At 48.4% G+C, this 17,983-nt stretch carries 14 protein-coding genes and 1 tRNA gene; 3 read left to right on the forward strand and 12 right to left on the reverse strand.

What is annotated here, in order from left to right; translation table 11 throughout:
- Positions 1 to 6: 6 nt before the first annotated feature.
- The 3 genes from rpoD to AYY16_RS20505 all read left to right on the forward strand — a co-directional run bounded on the left by rpoD (position 7) and on the right by AYY16_RS20505 (position 2,608).
- Positions 7 to 1,902, forward strand: a complete 1,896-nt coding sequence (gene rpoD, locus AYY16_RS18195) for an RNA polymerase sigma factor RpoD (RefSeq protein ID WP_223861249.1) — start codon at positions 7 to 9, stop codon at positions 1,900 to 1,902.
- Between the two features lie 197 nt (positions 1,903 to 2,099).
- Positions 2,100 to 2,175 (forward strand) — tRNA-Ile (locus AYY16_RS18200).
- 43 nt (positions 2,176 to 2,218) lie between these two features.
- On the forward strand, positions 2,219 to 2,608 hold the full coding sequence (locus AYY16_RS20505) for a hypothetical protein (protein ID WP_162271075.1): 390 nt from the start codon (positions 2,219 to 2,221) through the stop codon (positions 2,606 to 2,608).
- On the opposite strand, the gene AYY16_RS20370 is transcribed toward AYY16_RS20505, so the two are convergent.
- From AYY16_RS20370 to AYY16_RS20025, 12 genes are all read right to left on the reverse strand, one after another.
- Positions 2,600 to 2,950, reverse strand: a complete 351-nt coding sequence (locus AYY16_RS20370) for a hypothetical protein (RefSeq protein ID WP_156665028.1) — start codon at positions 2,948 to 2,950, stop codon at positions 2,600 to 2,602. The two genes, AYY16_RS20505 and AYY16_RS20370, sit on opposite strands and share 9 nt — an antisense overlap.
- A gap of 328 nt (positions 2,951 to 3,278) precedes the next feature.
- Positions 3,279 to 4,646: a VasL domain-containing protein gene (locus tag AYY16_RS18210; RefSeq protein WP_067369955.1), complete on the reverse strand. Its 1,368-nt coding sequence runs from the start codon at positions 4,644 to 4,646 to the stop codon at positions 3,279 to 3,281.
- Positions 4,647 to 4,673: 27 nt separating this feature from the next.
- Positions 4,674 to 5,102: a type VI secretion system baseplate subunit TssE gene (gene tssE / locus AYY16_RS18215; protein ID WP_067369958.1), complete on the reverse strand. Its 429-nt coding sequence runs from the start codon at positions 5,100 to 5,102 to the stop codon at positions 4,674 to 4,676.
- Between the two features lie 3 nt (positions 5,103 to 5,105).
- Positions 5,106 to 5,666 carry a type VI secretion system lipoprotein TssJ gene (gene tssJ / locus AYY16_RS18220; protein ID WP_067369961.1) on the reverse strand — a complete coding sequence of 187 codons (561 nt, stop codon included), beginning with the start codon at positions 5,664 to 5,666 and terminating at the stop codon, positions 5,106 to 5,108.
- On the reverse strand, positions 5,641 to 6,741 hold the full coding sequence (gene tssG, locus AYY16_RS18225) for a type VI secretion system baseplate subunit TssG (protein WP_067369964.1): 1,101 nt from the start codon (positions 6,739 to 6,741) through the stop codon (positions 5,641 to 5,643). Before tssG ends, tssJ begins: the two co-directional genes overlap by 26 nt.
- Positions 6,705 to 8,468 (reverse strand): type VI secretion system baseplate subunit TssF, encoded by a 1,764-nt coding sequence (gene tssF / locus AYY16_RS18230; RefSeq protein ID WP_067369967.1) that lies wholly within the window; start codon positions 8,466 to 8,468, stop codon positions 6,705 to 6,707. Before tssF ends, tssG begins: the two co-directional genes overlap by 37 nt.
- A gap of 31 nt (positions 8,469 to 8,499) precedes the next feature.
- Positions 8,500 to 10,107, reverse strand: a complete 1,608-nt coding sequence (tssA, locus tag AYY16_RS18235) for a type VI secretion system protein TssA (protein ID WP_067369970.1) — start codon at positions 10,105 to 10,107, stop codon at positions 8,500 to 8,502.
- 20 nt (positions 10,108 to 10,127) lie between these two features.
- The gene (locus tag AYY16_RS18240; RefSeq protein ID WP_156665029.1) at positions 10,128 to 10,553 is read right to left on the reverse strand and encodes a hypothetical protein; all 426 of its coding nucleotides are present in this window, start codon (positions 10,551 to 10,553) and stop codon (positions 10,128 to 10,130) included.
- A 155-nt stretch (positions 10,554 to 10,708) separates the two neighbouring features.
- Positions 10,709 to 13,882 carry an ImcF-related family protein gene (locus tag AYY16_RS18245; protein ID WP_067370011.1) on the reverse strand — a complete coding sequence of 1,058 codons (3,174 nt, stop codon included), beginning with the start codon at positions 13,880 to 13,882 and terminating at the stop codon, positions 10,709 to 10,711.
- A 321-nt stretch (positions 13,883 to 14,203) separates the two neighbouring features.
- Entirely contained in the window at positions 14,204 to 15,118 is a 915-nt protein-coding gene (locus AYY16_RS18250) for a hypothetical protein (RefSeq protein ID WP_156665030.1), read from the reverse strand.
- A gap of 130 nt (positions 15,119 to 15,248) precedes the next feature.
- Entirely contained in the window at positions 15,249 to 17,537 is a 2,289-nt protein-coding gene (locus tag AYY16_RS18255) for a T6SS phospholipase effector Tle1-like catalytic domain-containing protein (RefSeq protein WP_067369979.1), read from the reverse strand.
- A 144-nt stretch (positions 17,538 to 17,681) separates the two neighbouring features.
- A partial coding sequence (locus AYY16_RS20025) for a DUF3304 domain-containing protein (RefSeq protein ID WP_156665031.1) occupies positions 17,682 to 17,983 on the reverse strand: 302 nt, incomplete at its 5' end.

A 17,983-nucleotide genomic window follows, 5' to 3' on the forward strand; every position in this document is an offset into this window, starting at 1 on the left:
GTTGTTTTGCCGACCAACACAAACCTAAATACTCAGAAGTGTGGATACCGTCTTATGGAGCAAAACCCGCAGTCACAGCTGAAACTTCTTGTCACCCGTGGTAAGGAACAAGGCTATCTGACCTATGCTGAAGTCAATGACCATCTGCCAGAAGATATCGTCGATTCGGATCAAATCGAAGATATTATCCAGATGATCAATGATATGGGCATTCAGGTAATGGAAGAAGCACCTGATGCTGATGATCTGATACTGGCCGAGAATTCAACAGACACCGATGATGATGCAGCGGAAGCTGCTGCACAGGTTCTCTCAAGTGTGGAATCGGAGATTGGCCGGACCACTGACCCGGTGCGCATGTATATGCGCGAAATGGGAACCGTGGAACTGCTGACCCGCGAAGGCGAAATTGACATCGCCAAGCGCATCGAAGATGGCATCAATCAGGTTCAGTGTTCTGTTGCTGAATACCCTGAAGCAATTACTTATTTACTTGATCAGTACGACCGTGTTGAAGCGGGCGAAGTTCGTCTTTCTGATCTGATTACCGGCTTTGTTGATCCTAATGCTGAAGAAGATCTGGCACCGACCGCAACCAATATTGGTTCCGAGCTGCCGGCTGAAGAACTCAACAAAGACGATACTGACGAAGACGAAGACGAGGAAGAAGAAGAGGAAGAAACTGATAACAGTATCGACCCTGAACTTGCCCGTCAGAAATTTGACGCGCTGCGTGTGCAACATGAGAAAACACGTAAGCAAATCAAACTTAACGGCCGCGACCATCCGAGTTCTAATGCTGAGATTCAGCTGCTCTCTGATGTATTTAAAGAGTTCCGCTTAGTCCCGAAACAGTTTGACTATCTGGTCAGCAAAATGCGGGAAATGATGGACAGAGTCCGTCTGCAGGAACGCTTTATCATGAAACTCTGCGTTGAGCAGAGCAAAATGCCGAAGAAAAACTTTATTACCCTGTTCACCGGCAACGAAACCAGTGATACCTGGTTTACCGCTGCTATTGCAATGAACAAACCGTGGTCTGAAAAACTTCAGGACGTTGCGGAAGAAGTCCAACGCAGCCTGCAACGCCTGCGTATGATTGAAGAAGAAACCGGTCTGACCATTGAACAGGTCAAAGATATCAACCGCCGCATGTCTATCGGTGAAGCGAAAGCCCGCCGTGCGAAAAAAGAGATGGTCGAGGCGAACTTACGTCTGGTTATCTCCATCGCGAAAAAATACACCAACCGTGGTCTGCAGTTCCTGGATCTGATTCAGGAAGGGAACATTGGTCTGATGAAAGCAGTTGATAAATTTGAATACCGTCGCGGTTACAAGTTCTCAACGTATGCAACCTGGTGGATCCGTCAGGCTATCACCCGCTCTATCGCGGACCAGGCCCGTACTATCCGCATCCCGGTACATATGATTGAGACGATTAACAAACTCAACCGTATCTCCCGTCAGATGCTTCAGGAGATGGGCCGTGAGCCGTCACCGGAAGAACTGGCTGAGCGGATGCTGATGCCGGAAGATAAAATCCGCAAAGTGCTGAAAATCGCTAAAGAGCCAATCTCTATGGAGACGCCGATTGGTGATGATGAAGATTCGCACTTAGGGGACTTTATCGAAGATACCACTCTTGAGCTGCCGCTGGATTCAGCCACGTCTGAAAGCCTGCGCTCAGCAACTCATGAAGTACTCGCCGGTTTAACACCGCGTGAAGCGAAAGTTCTGCGTATGCGTTTTGGTATTGATATGAATACCGATCACACACTGGAAGAAGTGGGCAAACAGTTTGATGTAACCCGCGAACGTATCCGTCAGATTGAAGCGAAGGCACTGCGCAAACTGCGCCACCCGAGCCGTTCTGAAGTGTTACGCAGCTTCCTGGATGAGTAATCCGGTTAATCATCAGTAAAGTATCAGGCGCCGCTCATCCGGCGCCTTTTTTTTATCCTGCGGACAAAGAACAATCAGCTTACTCAATTTATAATTACAAACTATTTACCACAGTCAATATTCCGCTCATAAAACAGTCATATAGACAAGAAAAGCTAGACCCCGCCAACAACTGGCAGTATAATCTTACGCTCTTTGGCCCCTTAGCTCAGTGGTTAGAGCAGGCGACTCATAATCGCTTGGTCACTGGTTCAAACCCAGTAGGGGCCACCAAATTTTAGCTTCAAAATCAGTATATTAAGCTACTCCTCAGCGAGTGGCTTTTTTACATCTGGTGGTCAGTGTCCCCTTTTTATCCCCTGAGAAAATTTTCCCGCAACGCCGCGCTGTTTCTGGCTTTCTTAAATTCAGCGACGTTTTCGGTGATCTTTTATTTCCCAAAGTGTGCAGGCGGAAAAAGCAGGCAAATCGCCACATATCTTATTTTACTATTTTGTTTCCTGTTTTAACCGTCGCCGAATTTGTTGTTTTTAGTTTTGCCTTCTCTTCTGCCTCAATCTTATCGCGGCAGGCATTTAAAAACGTGACGGCTAAAAATGAACGGAAAACCAACTCATCATCAAACCATGCGATTAAGTCATCCCGCGTGATATTATGGATAGTATTGGTTAGCGCGGCCGGTGTTTCGTCATCAGACTCAATGTAATAACCTGTTTCTCCATCGTAAGCTACATTGACCATCAGCGAAAAAAAAATCATCGATGGCGATATTAATCTCTGCCGGCGTTTCATCGGAAATATAACAGCCATCAAAGTGATGACGTATCATATTTTCCGGGCAAAGTTGTTTCGTCTGGGTCAGATAAATACGTTCCAGTGCCGTTTCTGTCTGAGGCTCCGGATAAAGGGTAATAAACGCCGAATACCTAAAAATAAAGGATTTATCCAGCGTTTGACTTAGTTCGTTGTAAACATCGTTATCTTCATAATCACCGAAAATCCCCTCACACAAGCGGGTCAACTGATGGCAGAGCTGGATTTTATCCACCAGTGTCCGGCAGCGGCGCACTTCAAATACTGCCGAATTAATCTCGGCTTCATAGTCATCAATTTCATAATCGGATTTAAACGTAATATCACCCGTATTTTCTGTTTTACGGGTAGCAAATCGCCAGCGTAAAAAAAATGGCGATAATAACTACTGTCAGGGTGACTATGCCGAACGTTTCCATGAATAACTTCCTTATATCATTAGTGCTTCAGCAGCATCGTTTTAACTGAATAGTAATTTGCACATGTCATATTTCGCCGGTATATCACCGGTATTATCTTCTTTCGTGTTGTCAGCAAGGTATTAAAAAAACATAAATACCATTTCAATCCGTCTTCCCGGAAAAACGGATTAGCGCATAGCGATTAAGTAATTGCTGAAAATGTGTATCAATTTTCTGATATTCTGCTTCAGATACTGCCCCTTCCTGTTGCTTTAATGCTAATAACCGCAACTCTTCTTCCAGAGGTATTCCGCGATAGAAGTATTGTCGCGCATTAAAAATGACAGATTTCAGTTCTGAACCGGTAATATAGCTACGGGGCTTGCTGTCCAGTGTATCCAGCCGCTTACTTAATGCATCAAGCTGCGCCATGCCTTCAGACCAGGGGATCAGTTTATTTTCAGGTGCGGCATTAGTTTCAATTGTTTTTTGCCACTCCTGCGCCACATTTTTAACCTCATTTTCTTCACTGTAATGACGTAATAAATAATCTGTTACCTGCTTTGCGTATAACTGAAACCATACGGGAGAAACTGCGCCGTTCTGACGAAGCTGTATTGCCAGCGTATTCAGTGCCTCATTATTAAATACAGAATCCGTGACCAGATGCTGAGCCAGTATATTTTCTGTTGTTGCATCAAAATCAGGTAAATATGGCATCGCGCTTGTCAGTGGTTCAACAGGAGATGATTGCAGAAAAACAGTTGCACTGACAATAACGGAACTGAGAATAATGCCGGATAATAAACCAACAATGATCCCCCGACGGAATATTCTTTTTTGCCGGATAGCCGGCGCGATATCATTCTGATTTAACCCCCGTAGCGGCGCCGGTGAGGGAACCTGATGGGAAGCCGCAGCTATCAGCACAGGAATAACGGGGGAGACTGATGGCTCCGGGGTAATAAACGGCTCATCCGCACTGTTGGTGCTATCTGCATTTTCGAGCTGATACGCCAATGTATATACCAGTGAATGCAATTTCTCAGATTGCGTTAAGTGCTTCAGTTCAAGCCGTTCCAGTGTCTGACAGAGTTGTGCCAGCAATGATTCAGCCTGATACAGTGCGGGGAGGTCACTATAGGCGGGGGCAATACCGCGCAGCCCGGCAATCGCCTGCCGCGTGAAATCGGCAAGGATTTCAATACGGGCATGAGTCTGGTGCGGCCAGAATGTTTGCCAGTGTTGCTCAATCAGTGGCGCAATCAGTTGCAATCCGTCATTCAGCCCGGTGATGCCATCCTGATGTAAACGCACCAACGCATACCATGCCGCAGTACGCAGATCGACACCATTGCGGGTGAAAATAGTCAGACAGAGTACCTGTGCAGCTTCCCAGTCCACATCCGGTCTGGCCGGATGAAACTGCTTATGCATTTCATTTTTCAGTTCAGAGAATTCACTTAATGTCCGGGGATCGCCACCTGTGCGAAGAGAAATGAGCTGCGCTTTCACAATAACCTCAATCATGTTTAATCAGGATTTGAATAACATACGTCAGGAAACAAAATGTTGTGTTTTCAGATGGTGGATCATTATCCGCCCGTCAGGAACAAATTCCGTTCCGTAGCGCACCAGCCCCTGTTCATGCAGTTCCGCTTCCAGTGCATAGCTCAGTGAACCAAATTCGCCGGGTGGCAATAAGACCAGCGAAACAGATTTGATTCTCGGTTCATATTTCAGCAATGTGGCAGATAAAACCTGCATCAGACCATGTGCGGTGCCGGGAAGCCCCTGCAATAATTTGCTCATGTCCGGCAAACCATAATCCGGAAGATGGCTCAATGTTCCTGCCCGCGAGTTAAGAATACGGCGGATATTATCCAGGACAGACAGGATCACCTGTTCATCTTCTGCGACACTGTCCACCGGCAGACCGCCGGCAAAATAGCCGGTCACCATTTCATAGAGTGAAGGTTGTGACATGATTTACCTCTTGAGCGGAATAAGTGACAGTGTGTTTTCTGACAGTTCAAGTTTACGGGGTGAATCAGGCTCCAGTTCATCGCGCGCAATAACCACCCGCCAACTGTTTTCTATCTGATCCGGTGCGTGGAACATCACGGCAACCGCCACAAATTGCGCGTCTTTTTCCATCGGCATATCCAGCGAAATGGACTCACCCGGTCTTATCCGTACATCTTTTTGTGCCAGGCGGCTTTCTGTCAGTACCTCACTGTCTGTGGCAAAGAGTGACGGATAATCAGCGGATGCAAATGCATCTTCCGTTTTCAGTTGGTAAACCCGGATAATCGCCGATAATGAAGCACCTTCGTCATCCGTATTCAGCGCGTTACGGGCGGTAAAATCTAAGTGCAGCACTTTTACCTGTTTATAAAAAACAGATTTAGTCATATCCACAGTGCCATCACTGATGGTCTGTGTTAACCCGCAGCCTGCCAGAAAAAGAACCGGAAACAGCAGCGACCCGGCAGCTGTTTTACGGATAAAACACGTAACGCGATCAGAACCGGTAATTGCCATTTTCATCAGCCTCTTTCTGTTGATAGTAAGGTGTTAAACGCTGGTAGCGACCCAGCCCGATAGTTACCATGGTTTTCACCGCTTTTGGTGATGCCGTGCCACTGTTTGGTTTCATTACTGCCGTTCTGCCGATTTGTGCGCCACTTCCTGGTTGCACACTCAGTGCGGCATCCGGTAATAAATGTCGCGGCACACTCAGTTGCAGGCGGGCATTAACTCTGGCACCCAGATAAATGTGCAGCAATGCCATAAAATCCTGATAAATCTGCCCGTCCGGTAACCATTGTTTTGCTTCATCGGCATTTTCTGTTGTCAGACGGACAAGTACCTGACTGTTAACATCCGTGGCACTGCGCCCCATCACCGGTTTATGCTTCAGTGTCAGAGGGCGGGCGCATGACATTGTTACCGGGTTATCCAGCTGAATCCGCCGCGGATCATGCGCCACAACCTGAACCTGTGTTTCCGGTGCCAGCAGGTTTACCAGTGAGCAAATACCTTCAGCGGTCCGGGTCGGCAAACGCATCGTCCCCAACAGTGCCAGAAACCGGGAGAGAGGCGCCGGGCTGTTTTCAGCACAGCCGGGGATCCCCAGTCCGATCAGTCCGAACAGATACTGTGAGGTTTCATCGCGGCCTCCGGCACCAAATGTCGCCGGATAGGAATACTTGCGCCAGACCCGGTAAAACTGGGTTGTCAGCCGGTGATTGAAGATATCCAGGAAATCAGTCAGAGAATCTGTGCCGTCACGGTATTGGGCGATATCATCCAGATAATGTGTCGGCAACGGTGAGGTTATTCCGTACAGCCCGGTAAAGGTTGTGCGGATGCCGGGGACATTACTTTTGCGGTAGCGGTCATCCGGATCCCGTCCCTTCAATTCTGTGACCGGAAATCCCATTCCCGGGTGCGGGCGGAACCTGACCGGGTCATCTGCCGGATCCTGTGAGCTGCCCAGCGGAGGTCTGTCCGGACAGGATTGCTCCAGTAACTGACAAAAACGGTAAAAATTATAATACGGGAGTCTGTCCCCCAGTGCGTCAATCAGCGGGGCAGCTGAGGATTGTGATTTTCTGTCCATCTCAGTCGTTTTCCTGTCGGTAACACAACCAGTGTCAGCTGATTAAATAAATGCACATCGCTGTACAGCGTAAAGAACCGGTTAAGCATTTCACCAAACAGATGAATATCGCCGTCTCCGCTGAACCCGTTACTGTCCACAGTCACTTCAATATCAATTCCGCGCTGTAAAAAACCTTTCTCAAAACGCTCGATCAGGTGATGGTTAACCTGCACAATCGCCTCCAGTTTGCGGTGATTCATGTCATCATCCCGCCAGTCATAAAGTGCAAGCGTTCCCCGCAGTACTTCTGCGTTATCCATCATATTCAGAAAGCCGGAACCAAGGTGGCTCAGTACCCGCCAGTGAAAGCGATCTTCGGCCGGAGGATATACCGGCAGGGTAGGTTTACAAAGGTTGCGGATAGTCAGCGGGATCTGGATAGACATTCCGGTCCGGTCCAGAAGCGTGCTTTGTAACGCTTTACGCGGCAACTGTCCGTTTGTTCCGGTAATTTGCAGGGAAATCGTCTCTGTTTCCGGCAGTGAGTCACTCTCCCGCGCAGCACCGCCGAGGATAATCCAGGTATCATGCAGACCGGTGACACCCCGTTTGACCCGGGTATGGTAATAGCGCTCCGGTGCGCTGCGGCGCAGCATCCCACCACGATGACGGAAACTGGTGAACGGCACATAAATCGCCTCATCCGTACGCAGTGATCCATGAACACTGTCCACGGAATAGATTTCAGTATGTCCGTCCTGGATACGGCGGGGACGCAACAGATATTCACTTTCCGTTCCGTTGATCGTGAGCGGATCGGCTTCAATATCAAATAAGTTAATTACCGGCACACAATGCAGCCGCAAATTATCAGAATTTAGTGATAAATCATTGTCCCATAAGGTATTTAAAATAATATCCATCTCAAACTCGTGGATATCCTCCGGAAAAGTAACCTCTTCCAGCCCGTTCAGCTCTGCAAACATAAATTTTTCGCGGAACGAAAAATACTCCAGTAACAGCTGATAGCCACTGAACGCCGTATCACCTTTCGGCCACAGCCGGTCTGCTTCACCGAAACCGCCGGGCGAGAACCAGAGTGGCAGTGTTATCCTGTCTGGTGCGGACGGCAGACGCAGACAAATTTTGGCAACCTGCCGGGTCAGCGCCAGGTGCAGCGCACTGGTCGTCGGAATATCACCTGCCAGATAAAACGACAGGCGGCTGAGATCTGTCTGCGTCCAGTCAATGGTGTCGCTGCAACGGAAGCTGACGCGGATAACCGAGCGCCCGTCCGGCTCAGTGGTGAGATAAACAGAAGATATGGACAGCGGGTTTAATGGCAGACTGCGGGTTGTGCGGTAACGGCAGACTGTTTTTTTCGGACCGACCGGACGGGAGAGGATTTCAAACCCGGATATAATCTGTTCTGTCATTTTCATTTTCCGGATATCCGGTGCCAGCTCAACCACAGATAATGACGGAATAGTGCGTAAATAGTGCGGCCAGAGCAGGCTGACCAATCCTTCGGTAAATTCAGGCAAATCATCATCAACTTTCTGACGCAGACGCCCCATGGAAAACGCAAACCCTTCGAACAGTCGCTCCACAAACGGATCAGGAATACCCGCTTTATCGAGATCAAGCATCGCGGCGCGATCCGGATGAGCCTGCGCAAACTCTTTCGCTGCCTCACGTAAATAACGCATTTCCGCATCAAAATAGCGGAGAGTAAGATCGTCCATCAATAAATTACCTTAGTCCGTTGAATAATGATCAGGGATATAAAATTGCGGCACGAACAGGATCCAGTGCGGTCAATTCAGCCAGTAATGCCTCCATTTCCGGCGAAGTCCCTGCTTTTCCGGCACCGCTGCGCTGGCTTTTGCCGCGCAGCAACTGTAACTGACGGGCTTTAATTTCAAACAGATACTGCGGCTCCCAGCAGGCGAGTGTGATACCCGCAGCCCGGCAATCTAAGTCCCGCAGCAGGTTCAGTGCCAGGTCATAACGGGCAAACTGATCCGCCACCCTTGCCATGACCAGATGCAGTAACCACTGGTTACGCGGCGAACCGGTATCCGGCCGGCTCTGTAACCAGCGGAGAGCGGCTTCAATGCCCTCACTGTCAGCCTGTGCCAGCGCTTCCTGCTCCAGAGCAAGCACGGAATGTTCATCTGTCTGCTCAGTTGGCGGGTGAAATCCTGCCGCCGGGAAATTGCTTTCCTCCAGTATCTGCTGGTTGATCCAGCCAAGTGTCACTTCATCCGCAAACGGCGTACCATCTTCCCAGGCAAGCATTTCCAGCCCCGGCAGACGTGTCAGAAACAGCTTTAAATCGGCTTTGATAACATCAGCCCAGCCGTCACGGGGGGAAGGTGATTTACTCAGCGCCTGATACAGATACCACTGAACATCCAGCCAGAAATGATTCACACCCTCGGCAAACAGGCGATCCGCCTGTTCCGTCAGCTCGCCCCAACTTTGCTGAAGATACAGACGTTTAAGCTGTGCGCGGGCTTCAGTACGCGGCGGGGACAACCGGGTGCAGCCCTGGTGATTCTGAGGCGGCAACTGATGCAGCGTATCCCAGCGCACTGTTTTCATCAGCCGGTGCCCGGCGAGCCAGCCATCGGACTGGCTGCGCAGATACATTGCCAGTGATTTTGCCTGATCCAGCAACTCACGCCCGGATTGCACCTGACTGCCTCTTCCGGGCACTAACCCCGCGGTATTGGCATTACGGGCAGGTTCGCTGCTGATATTTTGCGGCACAACTGAATCCGCACCGCCGGAAAGTGCGAGGCGTTTTTCCAGCGCGCTGTATAACGGGCCAAGCTCAGGATCGCCGATATCACCCCGGGTATCCAATGTCTGCTGAATCGATATCAGTAAGGCAACCGCACGGGAAAATTCCTGTCGTTCCACTTCCGGGTACAGTGACAGGCTGTCCAGCACCCTCTGCCCGGCAAGCCACTCAATAGCGGCTTTCCGGCTGTTGGTCCGCTCAGGCAGGAGTGTATCCTGATACTGAATAAGCATGCCGGCCAGTAACGCCAGTGCATCAGCCAGGCCCTTTCCGCCCTCTTTATGCAGGCGCGCCCAGAGGTAATAGGTGGCAACCCGCACATCTTTGCATACTGTCATCAGCAGTTTTTCTGCCAGCGTACAAATTAATTCGGTGTCTGCGCCGGAGAGTTTATTCACCTCCTCCCGCATCCGTTCAAAATCATCGTCATAACCAGGGTCGCTGCCCGCAGGTGACTCTGCACTGACAGGCAATAACCAGGCATCCCACCGGGCTATTTCCTGCTGGGCAATCCGCGCCGGTTCATCCGGGTTATCCGCAAAACAAGCTGAAGATAAAGTATTCAGTACATTCATGAGATTCTGCTATTACTCCGTTATTTTTTCTGCGTTGCCATCAGCAATGAAACAGATCCGCTCCGGCCATCACTGTCCGGGGAAATATGTGCGGTTACACCATCGCGGTTATATTCACTGTAAATTTCACCGCAGGATTTACGGGATAAACAGGTAAAAAACGAATCATCCTGAATAACATTATTTATATCACTGGTTGCCGTTCCGAATACGGTATTCAGTTCATTATTCAGACGATTATATTCTGCAAATAACGCATCTTTATTACTGTATTTTTTGGGGTTCAGTATCATCAGTGATGCAAGTCCCTGATCCTGCATGACCACAAAGAAATAAGCATATTTCTGAGATTGTTCAGCAGGTGATGAAAAAGAATGACATGCCCGGCCTTGTGGTGCCGGTGTACAGTCCAGCCCTTTTAAATCAGACTTGCGGATCTCATCCATACTTTGACCCCATTTAAAGCCATGCATAATATCCGGCGATTGGTCACATGCCGTTAATAGTGATATCAGGAGTATAAAGACGATTTTTTTCATGATAATTCCATGAGTATTCATTCAGTAAGATTTATTATTTCTGTCATATTTAAAATATAACATTACTCATCCAGGAAAATTTTATCCGGTAACACAAAATTGCGTAATTTTAATAATGCCAGCGGTCCGTCGCCCATTTCTGTGCGCAGGACATAATTCAGTGACTGACCATTTTGTGTTTTCCAGACAATACGGTAACTGCTGGTATTTCCGGCGTACGGAGAGACATTGGCGTTTTCCAGTAAGCGGATAAATCCCCAGACACCCCGGTGGTCGCCGTATAAGCGCGTGCCGGTTTTTGTACTCATCCAGCTCAGGGATGCACCGGACGCCACCGTGTCGGCAGGCCAGACAAAACGCTGCCAGTCCGGAACCTGGTTATCATAAACCAGCGGTTGTTTATCAATGGTCAGTACTGTCTGCATCACACTGTCGGAGGTTCCCGGCCGCATCTCAAAGTACAGGCGGGCTTCCCCTTCGGCAAACACCACATCGGAGATATAACTCAGGGTATCCAGTGCTTTCAGAAATTCCGGGTTAAATGTCAGCCCTTGTGCATTTGTGCTGTCCGGCACCCAATGAGTTCCCTCTTTATGCAGAACCCCTTTAAGCCGGGTTTCCAGAAAACGCTGGATGCGCCCGCTGTCTGCCCGCAGATACTGCGCCAGCAACGGCAGCGCGATATCACTGCGGGTATTTTTCAGCGGATAACGCCCCCCGAATGCTGCATTCCAGTCATTAACCACCGCATTCTGCCACTGGCTGTTAATGCCCTGCGCGGTGGGTGTCAGCAACTGCTGCCAGGCCTGTGACATCGGCTGTACCAGCAATGACTCACCGAACCCGCTCCACTCCTGACCTAACCCCGCAGCCGCCAGGCTGCCGTAATCCCGCGTTTCTGAGAGATCAACGGTTTTTCCTTCAAACACACTCTGCGCCAGCGCCTGTGACATCGCCTGCGGATCAGGCGCATTAACCACCTGTTGCAGCTTCAGACGCACACGGGTAATACGGGTCAGATAAGTTTGCAGATTCATGGCATCACTGCCCTGTGCGGCGGGCTGCGGATCAACAAACGCCAGCACCGGTCCGAATACCGGCTCCAGCGGGCCGGTAAAGCCCATATTCTGGCTGATCAGCGGCTGCGACTCTTTATTCAGCAAATCTTTTGCCGAGTTCATAAAGGAATCACTGAGTTTTTCCTGCTGACGCCCGGTCTTTCCCTGATACGCCACCGTATTCATCAGCGCTATTACCGGCGACTGACGGATATCACTCATCAATGTAAGCTGATCGATAGTATCAGAGAGATTTTCAGTTCCGCGCCATTGCAGGCTGTTCAGAAAATTCAGCCAGGCACCGGAGAAATCAGCAAAATAACGCTCTGTCAGACGCTGTTTCAGTTGCTCCGGGTCAATATTACTGTCCATCGTCTGCTGATTATCGCTCAATACCCAGTCTATCTCCTCACGACGCCCGTTGACTGCCTGATTAATCGCGGGTTCAACGGAGTCCTCCCAGGCTTTCCGGGTAAAAATACCCGGAACAACTTCATCCGTACTGAATAAAAAGCTTGCGTCCGTTTCGCCCGCCATCTCATCCAGTGTCATATCGGCAAAGTTATCTTTCGCCTGTTGCAGAATGCTGTCATAAAGCGCGGATTCACCATTGCGCTGACCCATTTCACGGATAAGCAAAGTCCGGGTGCGCGAAACCAGCGTTTTATTACGCTTAATCACCCATTCCGGATGTGCCGGTAACTGTTTTGCATAGAATGTCAGCAGCTCATTTCCCAGCGCCATCCACTGTCCGTCAGTCATACCTTCATGCTGAGGCCAGACATGCAGCACGGTTTCGGCAAAAAAGGCCGGGTCCATCCGTTCCGGCTGGCTCATCATCAGATACGCTTTCAGTGCCTGATACGCCGGAGCAGCAGCGGCAGTGCGCTCCGGGCTGTCCGGCGGTAACTGAGCCAGTGCCTGTAATTGCGCTTCCAGATGCCCGCCCGCGGCATTACGTAACAGAGGCAAAATCGTTTTGCTGTAAACCGGCCAGAGCCGCACCTGTAATGCGGAATTACTGCTCAGCCCGAAACGCAGCCAGACAGGAACGGATGCCGCCGCGCGGTGTGACAACAATCCGAGAGTCTGTTGCAGCGCAAACTGTGCTTTCAGGCGCTCAGCATCAGACTGGCGGGTATCAGCGGCAAGTGATACCTGCTGCCGGGTATCTTCTATCATCTGACGGTTCATCAGATACGACATCACCATACCCGCCCCCCAGACAACCATTACGGTGGCGGCACTGTATTGCAGAATACGTTTACGGCTGATACCGGTTGCCTGTGGCTTTAATGATGGTGAAAGCGCTTTCTGTGCATTCAGCAGACTGTGCCAGCGGCTGTCCGGATACCAGGTATTCGGCACAGACCGGGTTTGGGCAACCGGCACAGTACTGAATGCAATACCGGCAAAAGGCAGCGCCCGGATACCGGAAAAAAACGGTGTCAGTGCCGCAGATAGCTGACGGCTGCCATCTGCCCGCAGAAAACGTGCCAGCATCAGCAGCCAGGTATCCGTCTGTTTTGCCAGCACAGACTGAACGCCCTGCGTGGTCACCGCCGGTAATAACCGGCGCAAGTCGGTTGTTAATATCTCCGGCGTCACGCCCTGTTGCGGCATACACAATACTGCCGGGGTATCCGGCGCACTCAGGTTCTCTCCCGGCGTGAGGCTCCACAGCCAGACAGGTGCCTGCCAGCGCAGGGCTTTATATAACTGATGGAAACTGCGGCATGCGCTGTCCGCCTCTGCTGCATTAATACTGCACGCTGTCAGTGAGCTTTCTGATAATGTCTCTGACACGCCGTTTTCGGTGACCCAGATAATTGCGTCCAGCGGACGGCGGCGGCGAAGCTGTTTCAGTGTCCGGATAAGCGGCTCATCTGTAACAGATAAAACATCCCCGCCCCATATAAGTAATGTACCGTCGGCTTCCTGCCAGTGTTCACGGGTAAGCCCGGGGGCAAGTTTTTCAACTGCGGCAGGGGTGCCGGTGATGAGTAAATACCTGAATGTACGGGATGTCTGCCGTCCGTATTGCAGGATAATATCAGAAGCAAAAGAGCTGTTTTGGTCTTTTGCTAACGAGGGTAGCGGATCCTGATTTCTCAAAAATGGCTTAGCCAATAACGGCGAAACTTTTTTCCATCCTAAAATAAAAAACGGACAAAACATAATTAAAGCCAGCCAGATACTGATGGCAGTCAATATAATTTCTTTAGTGGTAAACCTGACTGACAAAAAATCATCACCGAAAAATATAAACACTACCGACGTTAAAAAAAACCAATGCTGTAACGATAAATATATAAGCAAGAAAAAGGTGTGATGATGGAATAAGTTTATTCATGTTTGGTGTTTTCATTTTTACTAACAACTCCTGCTATATATTTATTACCGGAAGCACCGGATATCCACCCGCATGTATTGCCATTTCTACTTACGGACTGCGCCAGCGCCTGAGTAATTGCTATGAAAGGTGATGACCCGGTAATATCACCATAATAGGCTGATATTATATTTTCGCTCCCATGAAGTATTGTTGATAAAAAAAACACCTGCACCTGCTGCATCCATTGCCAGAGTAATATCCGGGGGCGAATCAGAACCGGCATAGCCTGTTACCTGATTTGCCACTATTTCAGGATCATCCTCATTCAGGGTCATTTCTTCACATCGGTATACGCGGCAGGTATGTTCCGGATCAATTAACCAAAGAAAACCGGTTTCAGCCAATGTCTGGTCTGTTATATCACTCAGGTTTGTACCGGCGAATAAAACAGAGCCTCCTGTATACGTTTTTCTATAAAAATCATCAATAATCTCATCCAGTTCATTAACAGATAAAATCACCTTACCGGACGGCGGAACAGAAATACCTTTGCTGCTGAGTTGCGCGATAAACGCGGTCATACTGTCAAATGAACCGGACCAGTAAATACGGGAGACGGAAACCGTTTCTTCCTGACCAAGTGATTGGTATAGTTCATTCGCCAGTAATTTCGCCAGCATATTTTCCCGGTTTTCCTGTTTACCGACTAATACAGGGCAGTTCAGTCTCATTTTCCCGTTTTCCGACACCGGAGCGGGGGGAAGCGGTTTGCCTGACAGCAACACTGACCATTGATACTGATTGTAACCAAGGCTGCCGATAATAATAACCTTTCTGACCGGCAGGAAAGCAGATTGGTATTCCTGCCATTTTTCAGTATCTTTCCCGAATGTCTCGGTAAGGATATGATTATTATACTCAGTCAGTTTTTTTAAAAAGAAAGAAAAACCGAATGCCAGTAACATCAGGCTCATGGGAATGATTAATCCCACAAACCAGAATGATATTGTTTTTGTCGACTTCCCTTCCGGCCAGACTATATTTGTTATCAGCAATGTACCGGCTGAAATAATAGCCATATAACGTAACCATACTTTAAAATTAACAGGTTTCACCGCCGGTAATGACGGATATATCGGTGGGTATCTCACAGATTTACGCCTTTTCAGGAGCGGAGCTTACAATAATAAACAGAGCCGGAAAATGTATTCAGGCTATTTTCAGTATACTGTCGGGATTAATAATATTTGTCAGGTTATCAATAATACCCTGTGTATTATTAAACAGCGCCTGTGCCTGTGTGGCTTGTGCAACAAAACTGTGGTCAGTTGATGGTTGTAATAATTCAGGCGCATTATCCATAAAGGGCAGCGCAATACCTGTTGCAATATCCACAACCTGATATTCCAGTGCCAACGCCCCCCAGGTACCGGCCACACCACCGAGAATGCCTTTAAGGTTCCGTTGTTTCACCGTATAAATAATCCCGCCGGTTAAAGTGGCAATGCCGACTAATTGCCCCGCATAGGAGATGAGTGTTAATGATTTATTTGTTTCACTGCCTGCATAAATCATACGGTAACGGAAATAACCGGCCCATGGTTCACGGGTACCCAATTCAAAATGCATAAACCAGGCACGGGAATCATGGATTTGATCATCATATAGCGCACAAATTAATGCCTGTGTTTCATTATTTATAACCGGGAAGCCCTTTCTCTTTTTATAAATAGACTCGGCTGCCTGCTTCATTTTTTCGTATTCAATACGTTCATCATCAGAATTCAGTAAATACATCGGGTACTTCAATAATGTATCCACAGGAAAATCATACCATCCCTTATGCTCTCTGATTTCATCAAAATAGTCGTGTCTGAATTCAGTTGCCGCTTCGCTGATTTGTGTTCCGTCACGTTTACTTTCAAATACCGGCGGACCGGCCAGTTCATCGGAGGTAAAGCTGGCATAAACTTCCCCGCCATTTTCATCCTCCCACATCACCACCTCACCGTTATCATCATAAACCGGTGCGCCGGCGCCTTCTCTGCCCAGTTCCGCGGCTCGTTTACGCAGGGCTTTTTTACGGTTCATCAGCGCATCATATTCCGCTTTATTATTCTTAATATCATCCGCACTCCACTCCTGTTTAGTTTCCCCGGAGGTATCCATAATATTTTTATAAAACTGCTGATTCGCATAAGTACCATTTGCGTAGCGATCAATCCGCCATGCCGTCATCCATGCCATTTGTACGTCAACAGCCTTTTCTAAGCTGAGTGACAAATCACAGACTTCATATTCCACCGGGGCATCACCGGTATTATCTAATCCCAGAGTTGTCCGCCAGGCATTAAAACGGGAAATAATTTCGGGGTTGATCCGGAATAAGCGATCTGTTTTAGGCTCCATAGGATAAACCATCGGTTTATTGTTATTAACAGGTATATCTTGTATATCAATCACCATCAATGGTGCACCGGCTTTAAATGCCTCTGAATACATATCATGTAACACAATCTGAGATAAAATAAACGCGTCACCTTCGCGCGCTTTCCCCTGATCATTGGCAGGGTATCCCCCGCCCACATCCGAGTGGACACCGGGATAGATAACCTCTTTTGCAATCCCCGGATAATAACAGGCCTCCTCCCCGTCATCTGATTTCACCGCCGGGCGGCGTACTGTATCCAGCGGAAAACATAAACGCTGTTCATGTGCGGCAATAAAATGGCGGCAGCAGCGGACGAACCCCGGGAAAACAGCTTCATCCGGTAACTGCTGTGTTCCGCATGCCCAGTCAAAATGACCGGTAAACCCCGGTGCCAGATGCACAATACCCACTGACGGCACCGTATCCAGAATACCTAAAAACTCAACACTGACCGGGATATTGAGTAATGTTTGTGCCGGTAACGTACTATTTTCAGGGGTATCAAAAAGTTGTGTTAACCAGTTGGTAAAGGTACGGGCTTCTGCCGCCCCACGGGAAAAACCATAAATATACAGCTTAACCGCCACCGCCTTTGGTTTTGCCTGTAATTTTTCGGCTATATTATTTTTACTCAGTAAAGTATTAATAGCCTGTCGCCGTCGGTTTTTACCCTCTATCGGCCAGCAGGTTTTCATACTGTCGAGCGATTCACGAAGGACTTTAAGCTCCAGTTTCTCCTCACCCGCAGAAACACAAAGAGAATCAACAAACATTAATAATGCCCAGTTAATACGGTTTTCACCACCGGTCGCAAATGCCAGCCCGCGGCCTGAATAGTCATACTCCTGAATTTCGGGAAATGACGTTCCGACACCCGGAATATAATGTTTAAAATACTCTCTCTCTTTTATTTGTGTATTGTTCTCATCAGCATAAGTAGCCTCAAACAAACGGGCTATATTTGTCGGATGTAATGGCTTCGCAATATCAAGGTCATTATGTTTATTATTATTTGTGCCATCAAAAAAGAAACTAATATATAATGTTTTACAACAAGGTGGTAACATTCTGGTCTGATGTTTACTGTTTATATCTTCATGCAGACGTTTTTTTTTCTTTTTGCCGTAATTTATAATTATTTTCTATCTGAAGTCGGGATAATTTTAATCGTCCTTTCTCCGGAAACTCCGCCGGTCCCCATACTGACTGAATTATTTTGGACATACCGCAGGCTCCTTCATCTTAAAGGGTTCATTGATCGGGTAATTCGGCGAACCATAGCTGGCACAGGATGTTGTCACTTTTACCTGGTGACAAGGTAGAAAATGAACATCTAAACTACAGACCTTTTCTTCGTATTCAGGGATTGGTACAGTAATTTCATGAGATATACTTAATTTATCTATCTCTGCACTCCAGAGATCATACGCCTCCACCTCATCATAATCTGGTCTTCGTGATAATTTACTTTTATCCAGGCTTTCCCATTTTACTCTGGCAACCAGATGTGGTG

Source organism: Morganella psychrotolerans, from assembly GCF_001676155.1.
Taxonomy (GTDB): domain Bacteria; phylum Pseudomonadota; class Gammaproteobacteria; order Enterobacterales; family Enterobacteriaceae; genus Morganella; species Morganella psychrotolerans.

What these genes read in the sequence shown, in the direction of transcription:
- AYY16_RS18210 (WP_067369955.1), bottom strand. Translation starts at nt 4,646, where the DNA reads ATGATTGAGGTTATTGTGAAAGCGCAGCTCATTTCTCTTCGCACAGGT.
- tssE (WP_067369958.1), bottom strand. Translation starts at nt 5,102, where the DNA reads ATGTCACAACCTTCACTCTATGAAATGGTGACCGGCTATTTTGCCGGC.
- tssJ (WP_067369961.1), bottom strand. Translation starts at nt 5,666, where the DNA reads ATGAAAATGGCAATTACCGGTTCTGATCGCGTTACGTGTTTTATCCGT.
- tssG (WP_067369964.1), bottom strand. Translation starts at nt 6,741, where the DNA reads ATGGACAGAAAATCACAATCCTCAGCTGCCCCGCTGATTGACGCACTG.
- tssF (WP_067369967.1), bottom strand. Translation starts at nt 8,468, where the DNA reads ATGGACGATCTTACTCTCCGCTATTTTGATGCGGAAATGCGTTATTTA.
- tssA (WP_067369970.1), bottom strand. Translation starts at nt 10,107, where the DNA reads ATGAATGTACTGAATACTTTATCTTCAGCTTGTTTTGCGGATAACCCG.
- AYY16_RS18240 (WP_156665029.1), bottom strand. Translation starts at nt 10,553, where the DNA reads ATGGATGAGATCCGCAAGTCTGATTTAAAAGGGCTGGACTGTACACCG.
- AYY16_RS18245 (WP_067370011.1), bottom strand. Translation starts at nt 13,882, where the DNA reads ATGTTTTGTCCGTTTTTTATTTTAGGATGGAAAAAAGTTTCGCCGTTA.
- AYY16_RS18250 (WP_156665030.1), bottom strand. Translation starts at nt 15,118, where the DNA reads ATGGCTATTATTTCAGCCGGTACATTGCTGATAACAAATATAGTCTGG.
- AYY16_RS18255 (WP_067369979.1), bottom strand. Translation starts at nt 17,537, where the DNA reads ATGTTACCACCTTGTTGTAAAACATTATATATTAGTTTCTTTTTTGAT.